This is a genomic window from Candidatus Nitrotoga sp. M5 (assembly GCF_927904885.1).
Taxonomy (GTDB): Bacteria; Pseudomonadota; Gammaproteobacteria; order Burkholderiales; family Gallionellaceae; genus Nitrotoga.
This window is the reverse complement of sequence record NZ_CAKMNW010000052.1, coordinates 14,348-35,157: the sequence shown is the minus strand read 5'-3', so window position 1 is coordinate 35,157 and position 20,810 is coordinate 14,348. Positions and strand designations below refer to the sequence as shown.

Annotated in this window: 16 protein-coding genes; 6 read left to right on the top strand and 10 right to left on the bottom strand. The window is 45.3% G+C overall.

Going from position 1 to position 20,810, the window contains the following annotated elements; genetic code table 11:
* Positions 1–237 precede the first annotated feature (237 nt).
* Positions 238–1,413 (bottom strand): MFS transporter, encoded by a 1,176-nt coding sequence (locus MJ770_RS10065; protein WP_239253532.1) that lies wholly within the window; start codon positions 1,411–1,413, stop codon positions 238–240.
* 432 nt (positions 1,414–1,845) lie between these two features.
* Positions 1,846–2,565, bottom strand: coding sequence for an rRNA pseudouridine synthase (locus tag MJ770_RS10060; RefSeq protein WP_239253530.1), 720 nt, complete (start codon positions 2,563–2,565; stop codon positions 1,846–1,848).
* Between the two features lie 73 nt (positions 2,566–2,638).
* Between MJ770_RS10060 and MJ770_RS10055 the strand changes: the two genes are divergently transcribed.
* Both MJ770_RS10055 and MJ770_RS10050 read left to right on the top strand, forming a co-directional pair.
* Complete coding sequence (locus MJ770_RS10055) at positions 2,639–2,866, top strand: VF530 family protein (RefSeq protein WP_239253528.1); 228 nt, start codon at positions 2,639–2,641, stop codon at positions 2,864–2,866.
* 162 nt (positions 2,867–3,028) lie between these two features.
* Positions 3,029–3,556: a Slp family lipoprotein gene (locus MJ770_RS10050; RefSeq protein WP_239253526.1), complete on the top strand. Its 528-nt coding sequence runs from the start codon at positions 3,029–3,031 to the stop codon at positions 3,554–3,556.
* 140 nt (positions 3,557–3,696) lie between these two features.
* On the opposite strand, the gene alaS is transcribed toward MJ770_RS10050, so the two are convergent.
* Positions 3,697–6,390 (bottom strand): alanine--tRNA ligase, encoded by a 2,694-nt coding sequence (alaS, locus tag MJ770_RS10045; protein WP_239253524.1) that lies wholly within the window; start codon positions 6,388–6,390, stop codon positions 3,697–3,699.
* An 887-nt stretch (positions 6,391–7,277) separates the two neighbouring features.
* On the opposite strand from alaS, the gene MJ770_RS10040 reads away from it, so the two are divergent.
* A complete protein-coding gene (locus MJ770_RS10040; protein ID WP_239253520.1) occupies positions 7,278–10,649 on the top strand; it encodes an ATP-binding protein in 3,372 nt (1,123 codons plus the stop codon).
* The gene (locus tag MJ770_RS10035; RefSeq protein WP_239253512.1) at positions 10,642–11,697 is read left to right on the top strand and encodes an HD-GYP domain-containing protein; all 1,056 of its coding nucleotides are present in this window, start codon (positions 10,642–10,644) and stop codon (positions 11,695–11,697) included. Before MJ770_RS10040 ends, MJ770_RS10035 begins: the two co-directional genes overlap by 8 nt.
* Positions 11,698–11,894: 197 nt before the next feature.
* Here MJ770_RS10035 and MJ770_RS10030 read toward each other — a convergent pair whose 3' ends face one another.
* A complete protein-coding gene (locus MJ770_RS10030; RefSeq protein ID WP_239253511.1) occupies positions 11,895–12,566 on the bottom strand; it encodes a hypothetical protein in 672 nt (223 codons plus the stop codon).
* Positions 12,567–12,986: 420 nt separating this feature from the next.
* On the opposite strand from MJ770_RS10030, the gene MJ770_RS10025 reads away from it, so the two are divergent.
* Positions 12,987–13,466: a hypothetical protein gene (locus tag MJ770_RS10025; RefSeq protein ID WP_239253510.1), complete on the top strand. Its 480-nt coding sequence runs from the start codon at positions 12,987–12,989 to the stop codon at positions 13,464–13,466.
* Positions 13,467–13,822: 356 nt separating this feature from the next.
* Here MJ770_RS10025 and MJ770_RS10020 read toward each other — a convergent pair whose 3' ends face one another.
* Positions 13,823–14,020 (bottom strand): hypothetical protein, encoded by a 198-nt coding sequence (locus tag MJ770_RS10020; RefSeq protein ID WP_239253509.1) that lies wholly within the window; start codon positions 14,018–14,020, stop codon positions 13,823–13,825.
* Between the two features lie 86 nt (positions 14,021–14,106).
* Here MJ770_RS10020 and MJ770_RS10015 point away from each other — a divergent pair, with 86 nt between their 5' ends.
* Positions 14,107–14,313, top strand: coding sequence for a hypothetical protein (locus MJ770_RS10015; RefSeq protein WP_239253508.1), 207 nt, complete (start codon positions 14,107–14,109; stop codon positions 14,311–14,313).
* 406 nt (positions 14,314–14,719) lie between these two features.
* On the opposite strand, the gene MJ770_RS10010 is transcribed toward MJ770_RS10015, so the two are convergent.
* The 5 genes from MJ770_RS10010 to MJ770_RS09990 all read right to left on the bottom strand — a co-directional run bounded on the left by MJ770_RS10010 (position 14,720) and on the right by MJ770_RS09990 (position 20,072).
* Positions 14,720–15,532: a formate/nitrite transporter family protein gene (locus tag MJ770_RS10010; protein ID WP_239253507.1), complete on the bottom strand. Its 813-nt coding sequence runs from the start codon at positions 15,530–15,532 to the stop codon at positions 14,720–14,722.
* A 50-nt stretch (positions 15,533–15,582) separates the two neighbouring features.
* The gene (gene nirD, locus MJ770_RS10005) at positions 15,583–15,894 is read right to left on the bottom strand and encodes a nitrite reductase small subunit NirD (protein WP_239253506.1); all 312 of its coding nucleotides are present in this window, start codon (positions 15,892–15,894) and stop codon (positions 15,583–15,585) included.
* A 12-nt stretch (positions 15,895–15,906) separates the two neighbouring features.
* Positions 15,907–18,330, bottom strand: a complete 2,424-nt coding sequence (nirB, locus tag MJ770_RS10000; protein ID WP_239253503.1) for a nitrite reductase large subunit NirB — start codon at positions 18,328–18,330, stop codon at positions 15,907–15,909.
* 24 nt (positions 18,331–18,354) lie between these two features.
* Positions 18,355–19,089 carry a uroporphyrinogen-III C-methyltransferase gene (cobA, locus tag MJ770_RS09995; RefSeq protein ID WP_239253502.1) on the bottom strand — a complete coding sequence of 245 codons (735 nt, stop codon included), beginning with the start codon at positions 19,087–19,089 and terminating at the stop codon, positions 18,355–18,357.
* A 644-nt stretch (positions 19,090–19,733) separates the two neighbouring features.
* Complete coding sequence (locus tag MJ770_RS09990; protein ID WP_239253501.1) at positions 19,734–20,072, bottom strand: P-II family nitrogen regulator; 339 nt, start codon at positions 20,070–20,072, stop codon at positions 19,734–19,736.
* Positions 20,073–20,810: the final 738 nt, after the last annotated feature.

The window sequence follows — 20,810 nt, the reverse complement described above, 5'->3', positions numbered from 1 at the left end:
CCCTGTCCTGTCACGCAAAAGCGGAAGCCTATTGACCGCAGCTTTGACCACTACACGCCAGCCGCACGATATCAAGACGTTCACCTTTTTGTGAGCAAACAAAACTCACATTCAACCTGCAAGTGCACCACTAGCTAACCTAAACACCCTAATAGGCAAATTACGTCTAATCAGACCATTGATGCGGTGGTGCACTTGATTTTTGAGTGTGAGCCAAGCAAGACGTGACATTAGCCGTCAATACTTCCTGATCAGTGCCATCAATGCAATGACGCAAAAGCCAGCGCCTGCATAGAAAGTGAACGAAGCACCCAAATGATCCCAGAGCAGTCCAGCCACGACGCTGGCGATCAGCAATGCGACTCCACTGACCAAGTTGAATAAACCAAACGCTGTACCACGCAGGTCAGCCGGAGCAGTATCGGCGACCATCGTGGCCAGCAGGCCTTGCGTCATGCCCATGTGAATGCCCCACAATGCCACGCCCACGAGCACCGTTACCCAATGGTCATTGCTAGCTAACACCAGATCGGCAGCAATCAATACAACTAGGCCCCAAACCAGAAGCTTTGTGTGGCTCATGCGGTCAGACAATTTTCCGAACGGATAGGCTGAAATTGCATATACCAGATTCATCGCGACCATCACCAACGGCACCAAAGCTAGTGGGATGCCACCTTGTTGTGCGCGCAGGACTAGAAATGCCTCGCTGAAGCGTGCCAGTGTAAACACCGCTCCTACACCGACCACCCACCAATACGACGCATTGAGCCGTTTGATGTTTTCACGGCGTATAGGGTTAATCTTCTTTTCGCCATAATGTCGCTCAGGTTCGCGCACGCCAAACATGAGTACAGCCACAGCCAGCAAACCTGGGATAACTGCGACCCAGAATACTGCTCTGAAATCGTTGGACCAAAGCAGCATCAGACCGACTGCCAACAAAGGTCCGAGGAATGCACCCACCGTATCAAGCGATTGTCGTAGGCCGAATGCCGCTCCGCGAATTTCGGCGGGACAAATGTCGGCGACCAGCGCATCACGAGGCGCGCCACGGATGCCTTTGCCCACCCGATCCAACAAACGGGCTGTCAGCACGATGCCCATGGTCGGTGCCATGGCAAATAGCGGTTTTGTTAGCGCACCCAGGGCGTAGCCGAACAAGGCCAATCCCTTACGCTTACCAAGATAATCACTCAGGGCGCCCGAAAACACCTTGACGATAAGCGCGGTCGCCTCGGCCATGCCCTCAATCAGGCCGACCGTGAGGGCACTAGCGCCTAATACCCCAACCATAAAAAGTGGTAAAAGGCTATGGATCATCTCCGAAGAAATGTCCATCAGCATGCTGACAAATCCAAGTGCCCATACCCCGGTGGGAATTTTGCTAAGCACAGTCATTTTTTTTGTCATAAGTGAATCGAAATTACGTTTGTTAACTTGCAAAATTCTAAAATTTCAAAAACCGAGCCCGATAGGTTGGGTCAAATGATAAGAAGCCCAACATCTCACCGTTGACGGTAATCATTTATATCATCAGTCATTTTCCTATCCCAATTCGATGCTGCCCTTCCTCGTTCATTAGTTCCGTGCAATGATAAATACGGCTTACCATCAGAGCGTCATTCAGCCAAATTAACTGTGAGGTATGTGCCTTTTTTTGCAGCTACTCGTCGGTAACGCAAGTATTTATTCGCTTCTTTTCGATTTTGGATTTCATTTCATACAACCCAATACACAAAATATTTATATATATTATATTCATATGTTTATATATTACATTTTAAGTATATTTTTAATAAAGTAAGTCGTGCAGAGTGCTCGCAAGCTATTAAGCTTACAGGGTTAAAACTTCTCATGCGGCATCAAATAACGCCATAGTCCGGGTTGCAATTTGGACATCGACATTCGGCCGATCCGAATTCGTTTTACGGCCAGCACCTCAAGCTCGACACTTTTACACATATGTGCGACCTGACCAGGTTGTACTCCTTTGAGGGCAAAACGCAGCCGTGTTTCGTTTTGCCAGCTGACCTTAATTGGAGGCAGAGCCCGACCATTAAAACTGAGTCCGTGGTTGAGTTTCTTAAGTCCATCGGGAGACAGTTCACCAGCGACCTCAACAATATACTCTTGCTCAATTGTGGCTGCATCATCTGTCAGCTTGCGCTCTATTCGAAAATCTTGGGTAAATACTAACAACCCGCTAGCATTCCTCTCTAACGGTATGCATTGCTTCAGCCGAGCAAAATGTTGTTTGCTGACGTGAATGCCAGAAGGGTCGTCAGCCGTTCGTGTATCGGCGCAAATAAGTTGTTGCCCAGCGTTAGCATCCATGCCTGCGACTGGCGGTTGATGAAACAAAATAGTCACTGGCGCAACCGGAGCGAGACTAGCTTCAGGGTGAAGCTCAATTTTATCTTGCTGCGACACCAAGAACTGCGGTTTCTCCACCACTTGTCCATTGACCATAACCCAGCCACCTGCAATATAAAGCTCTGCCTCCCGGCGTGAGCAGGAGATAAATTCAACAAGGAATTTTGAGAGACGAATGGGGTCTGACATGAACAGGTGTATATTTAAAAAAGACGTGTCATTGTAAATGCTCAGATCAAACTACCCCATGTAAAATACGAATATGGATGCAAATAAAAAATCTGTAAACACGCCCACTTTAAACGGCATCACTCTTGAAACTATCGTGACACAATTGTCCGAGAGCATGGGCTGGGAAGCTATGGGTGCTGCTGTACCAGTGCGATGTTTCACTCACGACCCAAGTATAAAATCCAGCTTAAAATTTTTACGAAGAACGCCGTGGGCTCGAAGTAAAGTTGAACAACTTTATTTACAATATTTTAAATAGCTTATTTAATAATACTTATTAATAAATAACAAACACCTTTTCAAATAGAATGAGTAACAACACCTGTGACAATGTATAAAGTGAAGTGTCCAGATTGAGATTTTTTATGACAATGGCGACGAGGACATAGACCGATAACTTATCAAAATTAAGGAGGCTTCCATGAATCGCTGGATTTTTCTTATACCTATTGCTGTTGCTGGTTGTGCCACCGTCCCAAAACCGCTCGCTGTTGGCGAATTTTCTGAAGCAACACCAAACGCAGCTCAAATTGCTGATTTTGTAGGTCAGCGTATACGTTGGGGGGGGAGTATTGCAAGCACAGAAACAGGCAAGAATGAAACGTGTTTTGAGATAGTGAGCCACCCACTAGACAGTAAAGCAAGACCCCTTGACTCGGATATGACGTGGGGTCGTTTCATAGCCTGCGAATCTAATTTCTATGATCCAGAAGTGTATGCAAAAGGCCGCGAAGTGACTGTAGTTGGTAACATTCAAAATACAATCGTACGTAAACTAGGCGAATACGAATATCGCTATCCGCAGGTCAACGCGGAAACAGTCTATTTATGGCCGAAAATCGTTCCATATTATGGTTCGCGGTATCCTTACTATAATGGTTATTATGGGTCATATTGGTACAATCCATGGGGCCCATGGAATGGCGGACTTGGACGTCTTTATTGGTAATAAAAAATGATCCCCAGCACAAACACCTATATTTTGTTGGGGATCACTATTTAAATCAGATAAGACAGGTCATTCTAACAGGGGTACTGCATAACAATAACTCGCAAAAACGGCCTACCTCTATTTGGGTTTTTCCTTGCTTATAACTTTCTTTTTACCCAAGCTGACACAGATGCGAGTGCAGTGGCTAAAAATTCAGGTTGAGTCCCCCCTGCTTGAGCCATATCCGCACGGCCCCCACCCTTTCCACCCACCTGCTGTGCCACCGCATTAACCAATTCTCCTGCTCTTACTTTGTTGGTAATATCAGCGGTAACACCCGCGATAAGTGTAACTTTTCCATCAGCCACAGTAGCCAATACGATAGCTGCCGATTTAAGTTTGTCTTTCAGCTTGTCCAAAGTTTCACGCAATGTCTTGATATCCGCACCTTCCAAAAGTGCAGCTACTATCTTGACGCCGTTAATTTCTATAGCCTGACTTGCCAAGTCGTCACCTTGCGAAGTAGCCAATTTTGATTTTAAGGTAGCGAGCTCTTTCTCCAGCGCTTTTGTCGCATCTTGCAATTGCATAACACGCTGTGGTAGTTCATTTGGGTGCACCTTAAGTGTGGCGGCGACTTCATGTACTTTCGCATCAAGCTGTTGCACCCAGTTTAATGCACCCTCCCCGCTGATTGCCTCAACACGTCGGATGCCAGCAGCCACACCGCTCTCCGATACAATCTTGAATAAGCCTATATCGCCAGTACGCTGAACATGCGTACCGCCGCAAAGTTCAGTGGAAAATTCGGCCATACCTAAAACGCGCACTTCATCACCATACTTTTCCCCGAACAATGCCATGGCGCCAGACTTGAGTGCTTCGTCATAAGGCATTACTTGCACGCTCACCGCAGCATTCGCTTGTATAGCACTGTTTACACGACTTTCAATCTCTCGAATTTGTATGTCTGTCATTGGTGCATTGTGGCTAAAATCAAAGCGTGTTTTTTCCTGATCAACCAGCGAACCCTTTTGTTGCACATGCGCACCCAATACATCACGTAACGCCCGGTGCATCAGGTGTGTGACTGAGTGATTGCGGATAGTGCGCGCGCGGGCACCCGCATCAACTAATGCTTCGATCAAGTCGCCCACTTTGATAACACCACTTTGTACCTGTCCGTGGTGGCCAAACACATCAGGTTGGATTTTCTGTGTATCCTCCACAACAAAAAGCGTTGGATCACTGGAAGATATCTGCAACACGCCCACGTCACCAACCTGCCCACCAGACTCTGCGTAGAACGGAGTATTATCTAGTACCACAATTCCTGTATCAGGAGCAGAAAGCGCTTGTACAGTCACGCCATCTTTGTACAACGCCACCACCTTACTCTGCGTAACCAGTTTTTCATACCCGTGGAACACTGTTTTTACGCCTTCATATTCCAGGCCCGCTGCGATCTTGAATTTACCCGCCGCGCGTGCCAGTTCACGCTGACGTGACATGGCATCATTAAATCCAACTTCATCAACTATGACACCATGCTCACGACATACATCCTGTGTCAAGTCGAGCGGGAAGCCAAAAGTGTCGTGCAAAGTAAAAGCAATATGTCCCACAAGAATTTTTGGCTGAAGCGACTTGCCTTCACCTCTACTCTTCTCATTACCCTGTTCAACATCAAAACCAATACCACCTGTTATTACTTTATCGAGTGCGACTTCAAGCATTTTCATACCATGCTCAATAGTCTCAAAAAAGCGCTCTTCCTCGATACGTAGCACCTCCGTCACCCGTTCTTGTGCTGCGACCAACTCGGGATATGCTCCGCCCATTTCTCTGACAAGATCAATGACTATCTTATGGAAAAATGCTGCGCGACAACCAAGTTTATAACCATGCCGAATGGCACGGCGGATAATGCGGCGCAGCACATAACCGCGTCCTTCATTGCCGGGAATTACGCCATCCACGATTAGAAAGGAACAAGCACGAATATGGTCAGCAATCACTTTAAGCGAATTGTTGGTAAGGTCGTTACTCTTTGATTCACGCGCCGCCGCACAGATGAGAGATTGAAATAAATCAATATCATAATTGGAATGCTTGTGTTGCAATACTGCCGCAATGCGCTCCAAACCCATGCCAGTGTCCACCGATGGCTTGGGCAGCGGGTGCAAAACACCTTTTTCATCGCGGTTGTATTGCATGAATACCAAGTTCCAGATTTCAATATAGCGATCACCATCAGCCTCCGCACTGCCAGGAGGCCCACCCCAAACATCAGGCCCATGGTCATAAAAAATTTCCGAACTGGGGCCACATGGGCCAGTATCTGCCATCTGCCAGAAATTATCAGAACCATAGCGCGTACCATGATTGTCACCAATACGAATAATGCGCTCGACGGGTACGCCTACTTCATTAGACCAGATGCCAAAGGCCTCATCATCCTCGGCGTAAACTGTTACCCACAGTTTGTCAGCTGGCAACTTATAAACGTCAGTAAGCAGTTCCCATGCATATTTAATAGCGCTGTGTTTAAAATAGTCCCCAAAACTGAAATTACCCAGCATTTCGAAGAATGTATGATGCCGAGCGGTATAACCCACGTTCTCCAGATCGTTATGCTTCCCTCCCGCGCGCACGCAGCGCTGCGAAGAAGTGGCGCGGACATAAGGACGCTTGTCATGTCCGAGGAAACAGTCTTTGAATTGCACCATGCCAGCGTTGGTGAACAGCAACGTAGGGTCATTGCTCGGCACCAATGAACTGGACGGCACGATAGTGTGTTCTTTGGAAGCAAAGTAGTCCAAAAATTTCAGGCGGATTTCGTTGCTATTCATATCTTCACCAGTTTAAAAAATGCAAATATTCTTATATTTCATGAGGTGCGAATAATACCATCCGACACTACCAGGCTGCACCTCGGATTTCTTCCATTGAGCAACCAACGTAGCGACCAAACAGTTTTTAAAAAAATGATGGCGTTAATCTGAAAATGGAAGCAAACGAGTCATTTCAGATAGCCTTGTTATGGGATAAATCATAGTGTGAAATCTTAAATCCCACTGGCTGCCAGTCAGCGCAAGAATAAAAATCTTGTGTGTCCTATGATTGATATGGAAGTAATCACTTATTCAAGTCACGCCGTATCGTGTCGAAAGAAATAATCATGCTGCTACGATACTAAAATCATAAAGTAATTGCGGCACAATCATTATCATTAGGTAGCCTATAAAAGCTAAAATTTTAAGCAAGACAAGGCACGCGTTTAAAACTGAAAGCAGCATATATTTGATAAGAAAATGATAATTTTTTCGAATCTCACGGTATTGTGACGAAGATTGGATTTTTAGAGGTGCTCTGTATATAACTCAGACCTTCCAAATTCTACGTTACCAATAACTTTGGTGTGCATTCGATCGCCTTAAAAATGACGTAACCTTCAGCTACAGTAATGCAACATATCAAAGGCACATCAATCGCGTTGAACTATGCAAGTTGACACGTTAGATGAGTACGATCCTAAAAATGCAAAGGCTTAAAGACATGTCTAAACAATAATTCATTTTTGATATTGGGCAACACCCTCAATAACTTCAGCGTGCTCTGCTGCACGGTGGTGTAGGACTACCATTTAGTCCAGTTCATGTAGTTACTTCCGGCGGTCACAATTGCTATTTATTTACAGCTTTCAGCGCATGACCCATCTCAGTTTGAGGACAAAACCATGAACTTTGTCAAAGCGTTAAATCTTCACCAAATCAGCCTGACGCGCAAATTTTCCATACTGGGCATTCTCGCCGGTTTAATGATATTTGTACCAGCAAGTCTGTACTTTCAGCAAAAAAACGCTGATCTTGCCTTTACTCAAAGAGAATTGATTGCGTTGGACTCTGTGGATGAGCTATTTCGGGTAATGCAACTCACGCAGACCCACCGTGGCATGGCAGCAGGTGCCTTAGCAGGCGATCATATATTGGCCGCCCAGCGCATGCTTATTCAAGATAGCGTGCTGACCGCCATAGACGTGCTCGACACTGTATTTCGCCAGGAAGGTGCGTCAACCGTTCTTGTGTCACACTTGGACTCGCTGCGTCAACGCTGGATCGCGCTAGAGGTAGACGTGTCTGGCAACCAGCTTGAAGCATCGCAAAGCAATCGACTCCATACTGAATTGCTGGCTGAGTGGTTAGTACTCGTCGAAGAATTGCTAAGCGAATTTGGTTTAAGTCTTGACCCCAAAATCGATACCTATCACTTGATTCAGGCCACACTGCTCAATATGCCTGCTTTGGTTGAAACGCTGGGTATTCTGCGCGCGACGGGTACTCCTTTTCTGGTACAAGGACATGTTGATGCTGGTAACAGCGCCACCTTGCGGACTTTGGTTGTGAATGTACAAAACACCAGAGACGATCTGTTTCGTAACCTCAACCGTACAATACGGGCCAATTCGAGCGTCAATAGTGCTCTGGTATCAAAAATAGCGTCACAACAGACAACTGTGGAGCAGCTCTCGGCGCTGACGAACAAAGTATTGATCAATGCTGACCGCCTCACCTACCCAGCGGCCGATTATTTGGCAGCACTCACCCACGGCATAGACTCCTTGTATGAGTTCAACACCCTCGCCGTGAACAGCTTAAAGCAGGTACTACAGACGCGCGTATCGGAGGCACAACAGACGCTAGCCTTGCTAGCCGGCCTGTTACTCCTTGGCATGATCAGTGGAATGCTGCTGGCAATGGCCTTTATTCGCAGCATTACCAGGCCTGTTGCTGAAGCGCTGGGGGTGGCTTGCGCAGTGTCGAAAGGTGATATGGATATCACGGTTCCGGTGCTCGGCAACAACGAACTGGGACAGCTCATGCAAATGCTATCTACGATGCGCGACAATCTGAGGACGGCACAAATTCGGCTCAATCAACAGAAATTTGCACTTGATGAGCATGCTATTGTCAGCATAGCCGATAACAAAGGGCATATTACTTATGCCAATGATCGTTTCTGCAAACTTAGTGGGTACACGCGGATTGAATTGCTGGGGAAAGATCACAGGATTGTAAATTCAGCATCTCACTCCACACAATTCTGGAAAGAGATGTATAAAACGGTAGCACAAGGTCAGACATGGCGGGGGGAGGTGTGCAACCGTGCTAAAAATGGCAGCCTGTACTGGGTTAACACCACGGTAGTTGCCTTCATGGGGGAAAACGGCAAGCCCATTGAATACATTGGTATCAGAACCGATATCACACAGCAAAAATTAGCTGAAGTTGCCGCAAAAAGCGCCAACCAGGCAAAAAGTGAATTCCTAGCCAACATGAGCCACGAAATTCGTACCCCGATGAATGCAATCATCGGTTTCTCGCATCTATGCCTGCAAACAAAACTGAAAGCGACACAACGTGATTACACCGAAAAGATTTATAGCTCTGCCAACGCATTGCTAGGCATCATCAACGACATTCTGGATTTCTCCAAGGTTGAGGCAGGTAAGCTTGAAATTGAAAAAATCCCTTTTCGGCTTAGTGATGTGATGCGCCGTGTAGCCGATATCGTCAGCATCCACGCAACAGAAAAAAGCCTGGTGCTTCAGTTTGACAATGAAGCTAAAACTTTGCCACCATTGGTGGGAGATCCCTTCCGTCTGGGGCAAGTCTTAAACAATCTGCTCGGCAATGCCATCAAGTTCACTGAAACGGGTAAAATCAGTTTACAAGTCAGGATAGAAAGCCAAACTACCAGCCACGATGAAAACCCCGGTCATGTGGTGCTACGCTTCACGGTACGCGATACAGGCATCGGCGTGACTCAAGAACAAATTGAAATGCTGTTTCAACCTTTCAGTCAGGCGGATGCCTCCACTACGCGAAAATATGGTGGAACAGGGCTGGGGCTGCCTATATCCAAAGGACTGATCGAACAAATGGACGGGGAAATGTGGGTCGAAAGCATACCGGGTAAAGGCAGCTCTTTTACTTTCACCCTGCCCTTCACTGTTCTATCAAAAGAGAGTGACGCACCTGCAGATTTGAGCCTGTTAGATGCACAGGATAAAAAAATCGGACTCGCCGAGTTGACTGACTTGCATCTATTGCTGGTTGAAGACAACGAACTCAACCAGCAACTAGCAACCTCGTTGTTGAATAGCACTGGGATAAAAGTCAGCCATGCCAGCGATGGAATTGAGGCAGTGCAGGCGGTACAAGATGGACAGTTTGATGCGATATTGATGGATATGCACATGCCGCGCATGGACGGCATGGAAGCCACGCGCCAGATCAGAAAAAATCCCACCCTGTGCGATTTACCCATCATTGCCATGACTGCCAATGCCATGCCCAATGATCGTAAACTTTGCCTTGCTGCTGGCATGAATGATTATATTACCAAGCCCATACAAGTCGATATGCTGTATGCCACTATCGCACGTTGGACACAGAGTAATGTATTGTCGACCAATTCAGTTACGAATGGCGCGCAGCTAGCCTCCAGAATCAATTCTGTTTATGACCCAGTCAGAGCGATAGCCAAGATGGGCAACAAAAATCTTTACCTGACTCTGACCAGCATGTTTGAAGCCGATCAAGGTCAAACTGTACAACTCATACAGAATGCACTTGCCGCCCATGATAACCAGACGGCGGAACGTCTGTCACATACTCTGAAGGGAACTGCCGCAACCATTGGGGCGGCAACTCTGGCAGAATCGGCATATCAACTGGAGCTTGCCATAAAGCATGAGGACACAGATAAGTATCCACAACTGATTGCGGCTGCGACGGCAGAAATGGCTCAGGTAATAACTTTAATCACAACCTACCAGCATACTTACACGGCGGAGTCAGTCATTGCCGAAGTTGACCATAAGCAACATCCTGAAGATATTATGCAAATCAGAGTACTACTTGAACAACTGACCACACAACTGAAATTTTTTGATTCAGATGCAGTTCATACCATGCAAGTGCTAAAGCAGAAGATCAAAGGCGCGGAAACCGAATTGCGATATGCTAAGCTGAGTCGACATATTAACGATTACGATTATAAATCTGCCCTAACTGAAATGCTGCAGATTAAGAAAACATATGAATAGCGCCCATAAAAATTCATTACTGGTAGTAGACGATACCCCCGACAACATCAGAGTCCTGTGTGACATATTAGACGCAGAATATGCAATAAAAATTGCCAACAGCGGTGAGTTGGCGTTGGAAATAGTGGCACAGCAACCTCCCGATTTAATCCTTCTGGATGTGATGATGCCTGGGATGAGCGGTCACGATGTCTGTCGCCAACTCAAAAAAAATGAAAATACTCAACACATCCCGATAATTTTTATCACAGCTCACGGCGACGTAGAGAATGAGGCGCTGGGATTCGAATTAGGTGCAGCAGATTACATCACCAAACCCGTCAACCTTTCGGTTGTGCGTGCCCGTGTTCGGACACATCTGGCCTTGGCCAATCAGCACTTCCACCTGGAGCAACTGGTAGCAGAGCGCACAAGCGAACTGAAAAAGAGTAATCTGCAACTCGAGCAATCTCATCTTGTAATACTTCAGCAACTGGGCCGCGCAGCCGATTATCGCGATAACGAAACCGGCAAGCATGTCGTGCGGGTGGGCAGCTTCAGCAAACTGCTGGGGCTGGCATCAGGACTTTCTAAGCCGCAATCGGAATTGTTGATGTACGCTGCCATGATGCACGACATCGGCAAGATCGGTATTCCAGATCACATTCTGCTCAAGCCTGGCAAATTGACGGTGGATGAGTTTGAAATAATGAAACGCCATCCCTTAATTGGCGCAGAAATTATCGGTGATCATGATGCCGAAGTGATGCAAATGGCCAAACAAATTTCGCTGGGTCATCACGAGAAATGGAACGGTAAAGGCTATCCATACGGTTTAAGCGGAGAATCTATTCCGCTAGTCGGACGCATCGTGGCAATTGCAGATGTATTTGATGCGTTGACCAGTGTGCGCCCCTATAAACGCGCGTGGTCAGTAGACAGTGCTCTGGATTTATTAAGAAAAGAAGCGGGGCAGCACTTCGACCCTAATCTGATCAAATTATTTCTGAGTATGGAAACTGAGATGCGACACATCGTGATCACATATAGCGATGCAACCGATGAATAGTACGACAACAATATAAAGCCATGATGAATCAGTCAATCAAGAGGAAATTCAGGCATCCATACCAAGCAGCGATTTATTATGCGGTGTGAACAACGATCTAAATCCGAGTAAATCTGGCAGTGACGGCGATTGTTGTCCTGTTTAATTCGACTAAGTCCATAAGTAAACGCTTGACGAATACACCATAATTAATTGATTTAAAACGCCTCTTTTACAATAAACTTTTCATCTACATTTAACTCAATCAACTGTTGTTCAACGGCTTCCATCATTGGTAAAGGTCCACAGACATAAAAATATCCCGAAAGATTATTACAATTTTTTGCAATAAAATCTTTAGTGATATAACCATGAGCGTACTCTTCGGTTATTTCGTCAGATAGAATATTGATAAAATTTTTACCGAGTATTTTATTAAATTCACCGTTTAAAATAATATCCTTTTTTGTTTTATTCGCAAAAAGCAGGTTGTTATTATTAAGTTTATTTTTCGATTTTAAATCACGAAAAATGGATATAAACGGCGTAACACCCGCTCCACCAGCAATAAAAGTACCATCACCTTTGTATTCGATAGCTCCGAAAACGTCATTTAAAATAACTTCATCACCTTTCTTAAGCTTTAAAAGCTTACTCGTAAATCCGTTATGGCTGGGATAGGTTTTTATTATAAATTCGAGATAACTGTCGTTAGGAAGACTGGTAAAAGTGAATGGATTTCCTTCACCATCTTTTCCCGCTTCGCCCAAGAACATTTCAGTTGCCTGACCAGGCACAAAAGTAATGCCGTTTGGCTTCTCAGTTCTAATGTGCAGCACATCATGGGTTATGTGTTCTATAGTTGTAATTTTAACTGCTTGTTTTTTCATAGTTAATTTCACATGCCTATCTTGAATTAAGTTTTTTATATTATCTTATATCTCCCATTGTTTCGAGTATCTGGCGAATCATCTGATTTGTAAAGCCCCATCCATTATCGTACCAAATCTCTTCTTCCCCAAGGGAATGGAGCTGACAAATATTACCAAGCAACAGGTGCAGAAGGAGGTAAAGGGGATCGTCCACGGATCTCGAAAAGTACTCGGATTTAGCACTCTAGATGAGGTATTCTTCAGAATGGAATTACGCTACATCAAGCAACCACTGGCTATTGCACTATAAACGTAAATCCGTCCATTGATTTCAGCTGCAGCAACCGTTTTTTCGGTAACAATAGTGAAACTCGGAATCGAGAATGATGGGCCAAGTAAGTTTTCCTATCATTACTCTAAGTCGATCGATAATTCAACGTGTCATTTAAAACAATAAAAATGAATAATTCAGGTGCATCACTCATAAGAAATATTTTTGCAAAAATTCTCACACTGATATTTTTTGGATTAGCTGTGGTTATTGTCTTTTCATTACTTTCCAACATTGCAGAAGGTGTTCTCAATCAAAAAAACCTCACCGAGGTTTTATTAAGTAGTATAAATACTGGCATTATTGCATTGGCTGTTTTTGAGTTAGCCTTGATTATAAATAAAGAATATTCAGGCCCTATCGAGGACGGTGTGAAAGATGCTGTCTCTAGCTTACGGCAAACACTGCCCAGATTTATCGGAACTGTTTGCGTTGCTTTATCTCTGGAGGGGTTAATTATGGTCATTAAATATAGCCAATTGGATTTGGCCGGTAATTTATACTATCCAGTCGCTATCATTATCAGTACGGCATTTTTATTATCCGCACTAGGACTTTTCGTATACTTAACGGATATAAAAAAATAAAAAGTCATAAGTTATGTGGTTGAGCCCTAATTAAATGACCACATCAATCAATATTCAGAACTTAAACGCGACGCCAAATTACTACACTGCATTCCAGGCATTGGCAGTACCACGGTCACAAAACGCTGGCGGCATTCATCTGCAACCGCCAAGGCTTGATCGGGCGAGATATTTGCCATTGATGGCGTCGAACTCTTGGCCAATGTCAGTAAAGCGAAATCAAGTACTCGGGCCGATTATCAGCGCCAGCTCAACAGAATGAAACTTGCCGCTACGCAGATGTTGTAGAAACACAAGAGCGCCGATACCACACTAACAGACTAGGCAATAATCAAACGCGCAGCCCGTAAACTGGATCACTTCAAATAAAAGCACAGCAACTGCGCGACTTTCTCAACAATAACCCGAGAGATCGCAAGGACTGCATTCGTCTGCCCAATCGCACCGACATTAAATTGGCCAATAATTGCCATAAGCAAAGGCGTCATACAAGGCCATACCGGCGTAGCGACCATCGATAAACAAACCAAATCATCGTTGACGCGCAAGCGCATGGTACGGGCTCCAAGCAAGCACTGCTGTTAACAGTTATCGAATCCACTACGGCGTTACACAGCGTCGACACGAACGATCACCGACAATGCAGGCAATCACACTCACAAGCCAATCTCAAGGCATTAACCGAGCAGCAAATGCCTGTGTGGCCGACAACGGTTATCGCAATCGTGATGAACGCGATGCCGATCAATACATGCATGCTGCCAAGCCTGACCCACTATGGAACAAGACGAAAGAAGCTAAAAAATCCAAGTGTTGCAGGTTTACTGACTTCCACCTGACAAAATAATACTCTCGGCGGGCAAACAGCTATGTAGCAATGGCAGAAAGAAGGGTTCTGTTGAACATCTCAATGGTCTGATTAGACGCTATTTACCAATCTAAACTAACTTCAACTATGTCACAGCAGCTGAAATTATTCGTATTGAAAAACGACTCAACAATCGGCCTAGAAAATGTTTAGATTACAAAATCTCCCTGAGAGGTGTTTAGGTTAGCTAGTGATGCATTTGCAGGTTGAATGTGGGACTTTTACTTTTTTAAATCATTGCTCCATGGTTTAGCAACCAATCTATCCAACGCCTAAATAAAAGTAAAACGACAAATATATATAAATAATTTTATAGGATTAGTAAAACTCGCTTTTTTTTAAGGACGACTACCATTTAGCAACCGTCAACTTGACATCACATTACCTAAAATCGAACATGTTTATTCATTCTGCCATAAGTGGTATACAAGAGCATGCCGGTAAAAACAGAACCTCCAATTAAGTTTCCTAGCGTGACCGGAATTTGATTCCAGAACCACCATTGATAAACGCTGATGTCGGCACCCAATAACATTGCTGCAGGAATGACGAACATATTGACGACACAGTGTTCAAACCCCAGTGCAAAAAATGTCATGATTGGCAGCCAGGGTGCGATGATTTTCCCAAGGGTTGAAGTGGAAATCAAACCTAACACTACACCTAAAGTCACCATCCAATTACAGAGGATGCCATTGATAAAGGCAGCGAGCCAACCAATTGAACCTGCATGCTGGTAAGCAAGCGTTTTAGCCTGAGCAACTGCAATAATTTTTTCTGCTAATCCACCGCCCGGGGCAGGTGAAATTCCAGTTAGGGCCAATGCCAGCAATCCACCAAAAAACAGACTGCCCAGTAAGTTCCCCAGAAAAACCCAGCGCCAATTTCGCAACATTTCCCTGCTGCTTATTTTTCCATCAGCGACACTCATTGGTAACAGCGCAAAGCTACCTGTGACCAATTCCAGCCCGAGTAATACGATCATCACGAAACCGACTGGAAAAACAACTCCCATCACCAGTGCAGCCGCGCCTCCCGTAAATCCATCTGATACCCTGAACGCAAGTGCAGTCGCAAAACCCAGCAGCACCCCAGAAAGAAAACCTCGAAGCAGCATGTCTCGAACACTAAGTGATGCTTTTTTTTCTCCAACAACAACAAGTTGCTCTATTAACTTGATAGGTTGCACGTAATCCATTTTCATCACCTTTAACGTTATGAAATCAACACTCGGGCAATTCTGTAACTTTATGCAAGCGATAAATACACCACATCATTTTCTACCTTAACTGGATATGAGCGCGTGCACCCGACGTCTGGCGCTACTGCTTTACCGTCATCCAGACAGATATTCCAGTTATGCAGTGGGCAGGCTACTTTCTTCCCGAATACAATGCCTTGTGACAGATGCCCGCCCTTATGCGGACATCGATCGAGCAACGCAAATACCTCTCCCTCCGCAGTACGGAACAGCGCGATGTCACCCTGCTTTGTCGTAACTACGCGCGCGCCCAGAGCCGGTATTTCTTCCAAGGTTGTGACTTCATGCCAAGTATTCATGACTTTCCCCTTTTAAATTGTCAGTGATTCGAATTCACGCGCATTGATATTTTCTTTTGCCCATGGGTTTGTTGCACCCTGTAGCGCATATAGCAATCTTGCGTATAGCGCTTTGCGGTTAGCTTCATTCTCTATCACGTGTTTCTTGACATGGTCCAGGCCAACCCGCTCGACGTAATGAACTGTGCGGTCCAAGTAATGTGCTTCTTCACGATAAAGCTGGGCGAACGCGCCGGTGTACTCCATCACTTCAGCATGAGTCTTTACCTTCACCAGGAATTGCGCAACCACGGTTTTGGTGCCACCGTTACCCGCCACATAGATTTCCCAACCTGATTCCACGCCGATTATGCCTACATCTTTAATGCCAGATTCAGCACAGTTACGCGGGCAGCCGGACACAGCAACCTTGAACTTGTGTGGCATCCACATATGGTCAAACGCACGCTCGATGTCGATACCCATCTGTGTAGAATCTTGTACACCGAAACGGCACCACTCACTGCCCACGCAGGTTTTGACCGTACGCAAGGCTTTCCCATAGGCATAACCCGATGGCATATCCAGATCTGCCCATACCTTTGGCAAGTCTGCTTTTTTTACGCCGAGTAAATCGATGCGCTGCCCTCCAGTCACTTTAACCGTCTGGATTGTGTATTTTTCTGCTACATCAGCGATGCGCCGCAGTTGCTGTGGAGTGGTGATGCCCCCGTACATACGTGGTATCACCGAAAATGTGCCATCCTTTTGTATGTTGGCGTTGGCACGCTCATTGATGTAGCGTGATTGTGGATCATCTTTTGCTTCATGCGGCCAAGCGCATAGCAGGTAATAGTTCAATGCTGGCCTGCACTTGGCACATCCATTGATAGTGTTCCAATTAAGGTACATCATAGTTTGAGAGATCGAAATCAACTTTTCTTCTCGGATTGCTTTACGCACTTCTTCATGACTGTGAGTAGTGCAGTCACATAAAGGCTTCACGGTCGAAGCTTGTGGTGCATAAGCGCCCCCGACAGTGGAGGCCAGAATTTGTTCGACCAAACCGGTACATGAACCGCAAGAAGCAGAAGCCTTAGTGTGCTTGCGAACATCCTCCAGCGTGAATAGCCCTTGTTCCTTGATTGCCTTGACAATAGTACCTTTGCATACGCCATTGCAGCCGCAGACTTCCATTGCGTCAGTCATGGTGGCCGCAAGGTTTTGCCCTTGAGAGCCAGCATTGCCTAAATGGGATTGGCCAAATATTAATTGGTCACGGATTTCGGCGACGTTTTTGCCATCACGTATCATCTGGAAATACCACGAGCTATCCTTGGTATCACCATACATAACTGCACCAATTAGCGTATCGTTGTTCAGCACCAGTTTTTTGTATCTCCCGCCGGTGACATCGTGCATAACGATTTCGTTCGTTTCTTTGCCACCTGTAAAATTTCCGGCAGAAAATAAATCTACTCCGGTGACTTTTAGTTTAGTGGAGGTAACCGACCCTTGGTAGTATGCGATCCCCATACGTGCCAAGTGATTGGCGCAGACCTTGGCCATATCAAATAGCGGTGCGACCAAACCGTAAGCAATGCCGCGATGTGAAACGCACTCACCTACTGCGTAGATACTGGGGTCATAGGTTTGCATGGTATCGCTTACTACAATGCCGCGATTACAGTAAACCCCAGCTGATTCTGCCAGCGCTACATTCGGGCGAATGCCAACCGCCATCACGACCAAGTCGGCGGAAATCTCACTACCGTCCTTAAAGCGAACCGATTTGACGCGACCATGTCCGTCGCCCACTAACGCTTGAGTTTGCTGCTCCAACATGAATTTCAAACCCTTGGTTTCCAAAGTGGATTGCAGCATTTTTGCAGAACTATTATCCAGTTGGCGTTCCATCAGCCCTGGCATGATATGCACCACGGTGACATCCATCCCTCTCAATGCCAAACCATTGGCGGCTTCCAGCCCAAGCAAGCCGCCGCCGATAACCACCGCATGCTTATATTTTTCAGCTGCGGCTATCATCGCGTTGGTGTCCTTGATGTCGCGATAGCCAATCACACCAGTCAAATCATTGCCGGGAATCGGCAGGATAAAGGAATTAGAACCGGTCGCCAGCAACAGCCTGTCGTATTTTGCTTCTGTGCCATCCTCAGCCACCACAACCTTGTTTTTTCGGTCGATACGGTCCACCTTCTTGTTCAGGTGCAAGGTAATGTTGTTTTTCTTATACCAGTCAATGTCGTTCAGAATAATGTCCTGAATACCTTGTTCACCCGCTAATACCGGTGACAACATGATGCGGTTGTAATTAGGATAGGGCTCAGCACCAAATACGGTAATGTCATACAAATCGGGAGCGAGTTTCAATAACTCTTCCAGAGTACGTACTCCCGCCATCCCGTTACCCACCATGACCAGCTTCATTTTTTTCATGTCATCGCTCCTGAGTAGAAATTGTTACGCGGCAAATCGTTGCGAAACCTGTTCCGCATCTATAGAAAATCGCACTACTTCGCCATTAACCGCAATCGCGGGATTGGCCATTTTTTCGGTAGCTACCAAAGATTCAATTAGTCCCAGTGTAGCCAGTACCTGCTGCTGATTAAGCAGCGTACCGTTCTGGATTGCTGCAGCAAATATATCTTTCGATAATCCATGCGCTATCAATTGCTGCACGATGTACCCTAAATTGGACATGCTCATATATATATCCAGAGTGATTCTTATTGCCGCCAATGCCTGCCAATTCGTTTCTTTTGTTTCTTGCGTATGGCCAGTTACAATCTTTAATCCATGCGTGCAATCTCTATATGCAAGTGGAATACTCAATTCAGCAGTAATGCCACTGACAACGGAAACTGAAATACCATCTTGTCGCAAAGTTTGTACCTCCTCCCAACCGCGCCCGAACATAATCGGATCACCTCCCTTAATACGCACTACCACCTTTCCTGCACACGCCAGCGAAACCATTTGCTTGTGGATTAATGTTTGTGGCGTAGAGTGACACCCTCCGCGTTTTCCCACATAAACAATCTGCGCGTTGCCTTGAGCAAATTCCAAAACATCAGGATTCACTAAACTACCAATCAAAATGACATCCGCGAGTCCAATGGAGCGTACTGCACCCAAAGTCAGCAGTTCCAAGCTGCCCAGCCCTGTACCTATCAAATATACCTGTTCATTTTTCATGTTTACGCCATCTTCTTAACTGTTCAGTTGGTATGTGGACAAGGCATCCAGCGATACACATAGGCTAAAAATTAAATCAACTAATTGGTTAGACAATTAGTTATAAGCAATATTGATGCCATATTTTTAATTTATTTAAATCATAATGTTATATTATTTAAAATATTATTTAAGATTAGCTTGCACGATGTCAGTGCAATCGCCATTGGAAAGTGCTTGTAATTGGTGCGCTTACATAAGAATGACGGAAGGATGAGTCAAAGAAATCGAATAATCCACATCAGGCATCACAGCATGGCGTTAGCCTTGTCCTAAAGCTCATTTCTGGCAGCCTTTCGGACTTAAAAAATCGTAGCGAAAATTGATCTGAGCGAGGAGTGATTTTGCGAGCCTTCACCTTGCGGCCAAATGCCTGCTTTACCCCACTTGACGATATTGCAGGGTAATAGTTATTTCTTTGCGAAAAAAAAGCGGCGAAATAATCACCGCTCAGTTCAATTTTCGCTACGATTCTTTAAGTCCGACAGGTTGTCGCCGATTCTGCCGCATAGGCGGCTGAATCATCCGCAAATGCCGGAACTAGCAGACCATACAGCCTGCCCAACAACGCTAAAAATTTTCAAATTTTTTTCATAGCGCTCTCGTTACAATGCTTCTTGGCCTGTTTCGCCAGTACGGATGCGAATTACTTGCTCGATGTTGTGAACGAATATCTTGCCGTCACCAATATTACCGGTGTGTGCAGATTTTTCGATTGCTTCCAGAACCAGTTCTAGCATGTCCTTTTTGACTGAGGCTTCCAGTTTAACCTTGGGCAAAAAGTCCACCACGTATTCCGCACCGCGATACAGCTCGGTATGCCCCTTCTGCCGACCAAAGCCTTTCACTTCAGTTACGGTAATACCTAGTACGCCAATTGCAGTCAGGGCCTCACGTACTTCGTCAAGTTTGAACGGCTTGATGATTGCAGTAACCATTTTCATAACTATTACTCCTCATGTAAGTTAGCGCATAAACAGCATTATTTAGAACGTGCTTAGTCAGTAGCAGTTTTCGTGCCAATATTTTTTTATTAGTAAAAACAAAATGTTGATTTATTACCAAGATAGCAAAAAAAATTTATGCATCAATTTTATGCATCTTGAAATGCGCAGTGCACCAATTAGGTGAGTTACGCCACTTGAGCCAGCTCTTACCGCATTGACAATTGATGCTTGGAAGTGAGATCAAGGGATCAGCCAAGAATGACAATAAATTAAGATTTATTAGCATGGTCAGGCTATTATGAAACCCGCGCCAATACTGGATTAAGTTATTGATTTTGCCATGCTGAACAGCACTTAACTTAGTGCCAGACAAGTCAGCCAGCTTGATCTATATATGCCCCATTTTTCATTCGCCCACGAACCATCAGTTTAGTTGCTCGAGGAATTTCAATAGGTCAGACTCGATTGGTAATTTTGACTTTAACTTCATAAGACCAATTAACACCGGAAACATTGCAACAAGCAGATGTCTTGGAAACTATTTACAGTAGTAGTCTTTTACAATTTCATGTATCGCATGAGCTCACCAATTACATGCAAACGTTATGCTTCTTGCCACTTATTTATGCGACCACATGGCAACGGGTAGAGTAGAGAGCAGACTCTCGCCTGCCTACTACTCTACCCTTTCCCTGAATGTTAACTGCGCTTACTATTAAGGATTGTGTGGGCGAC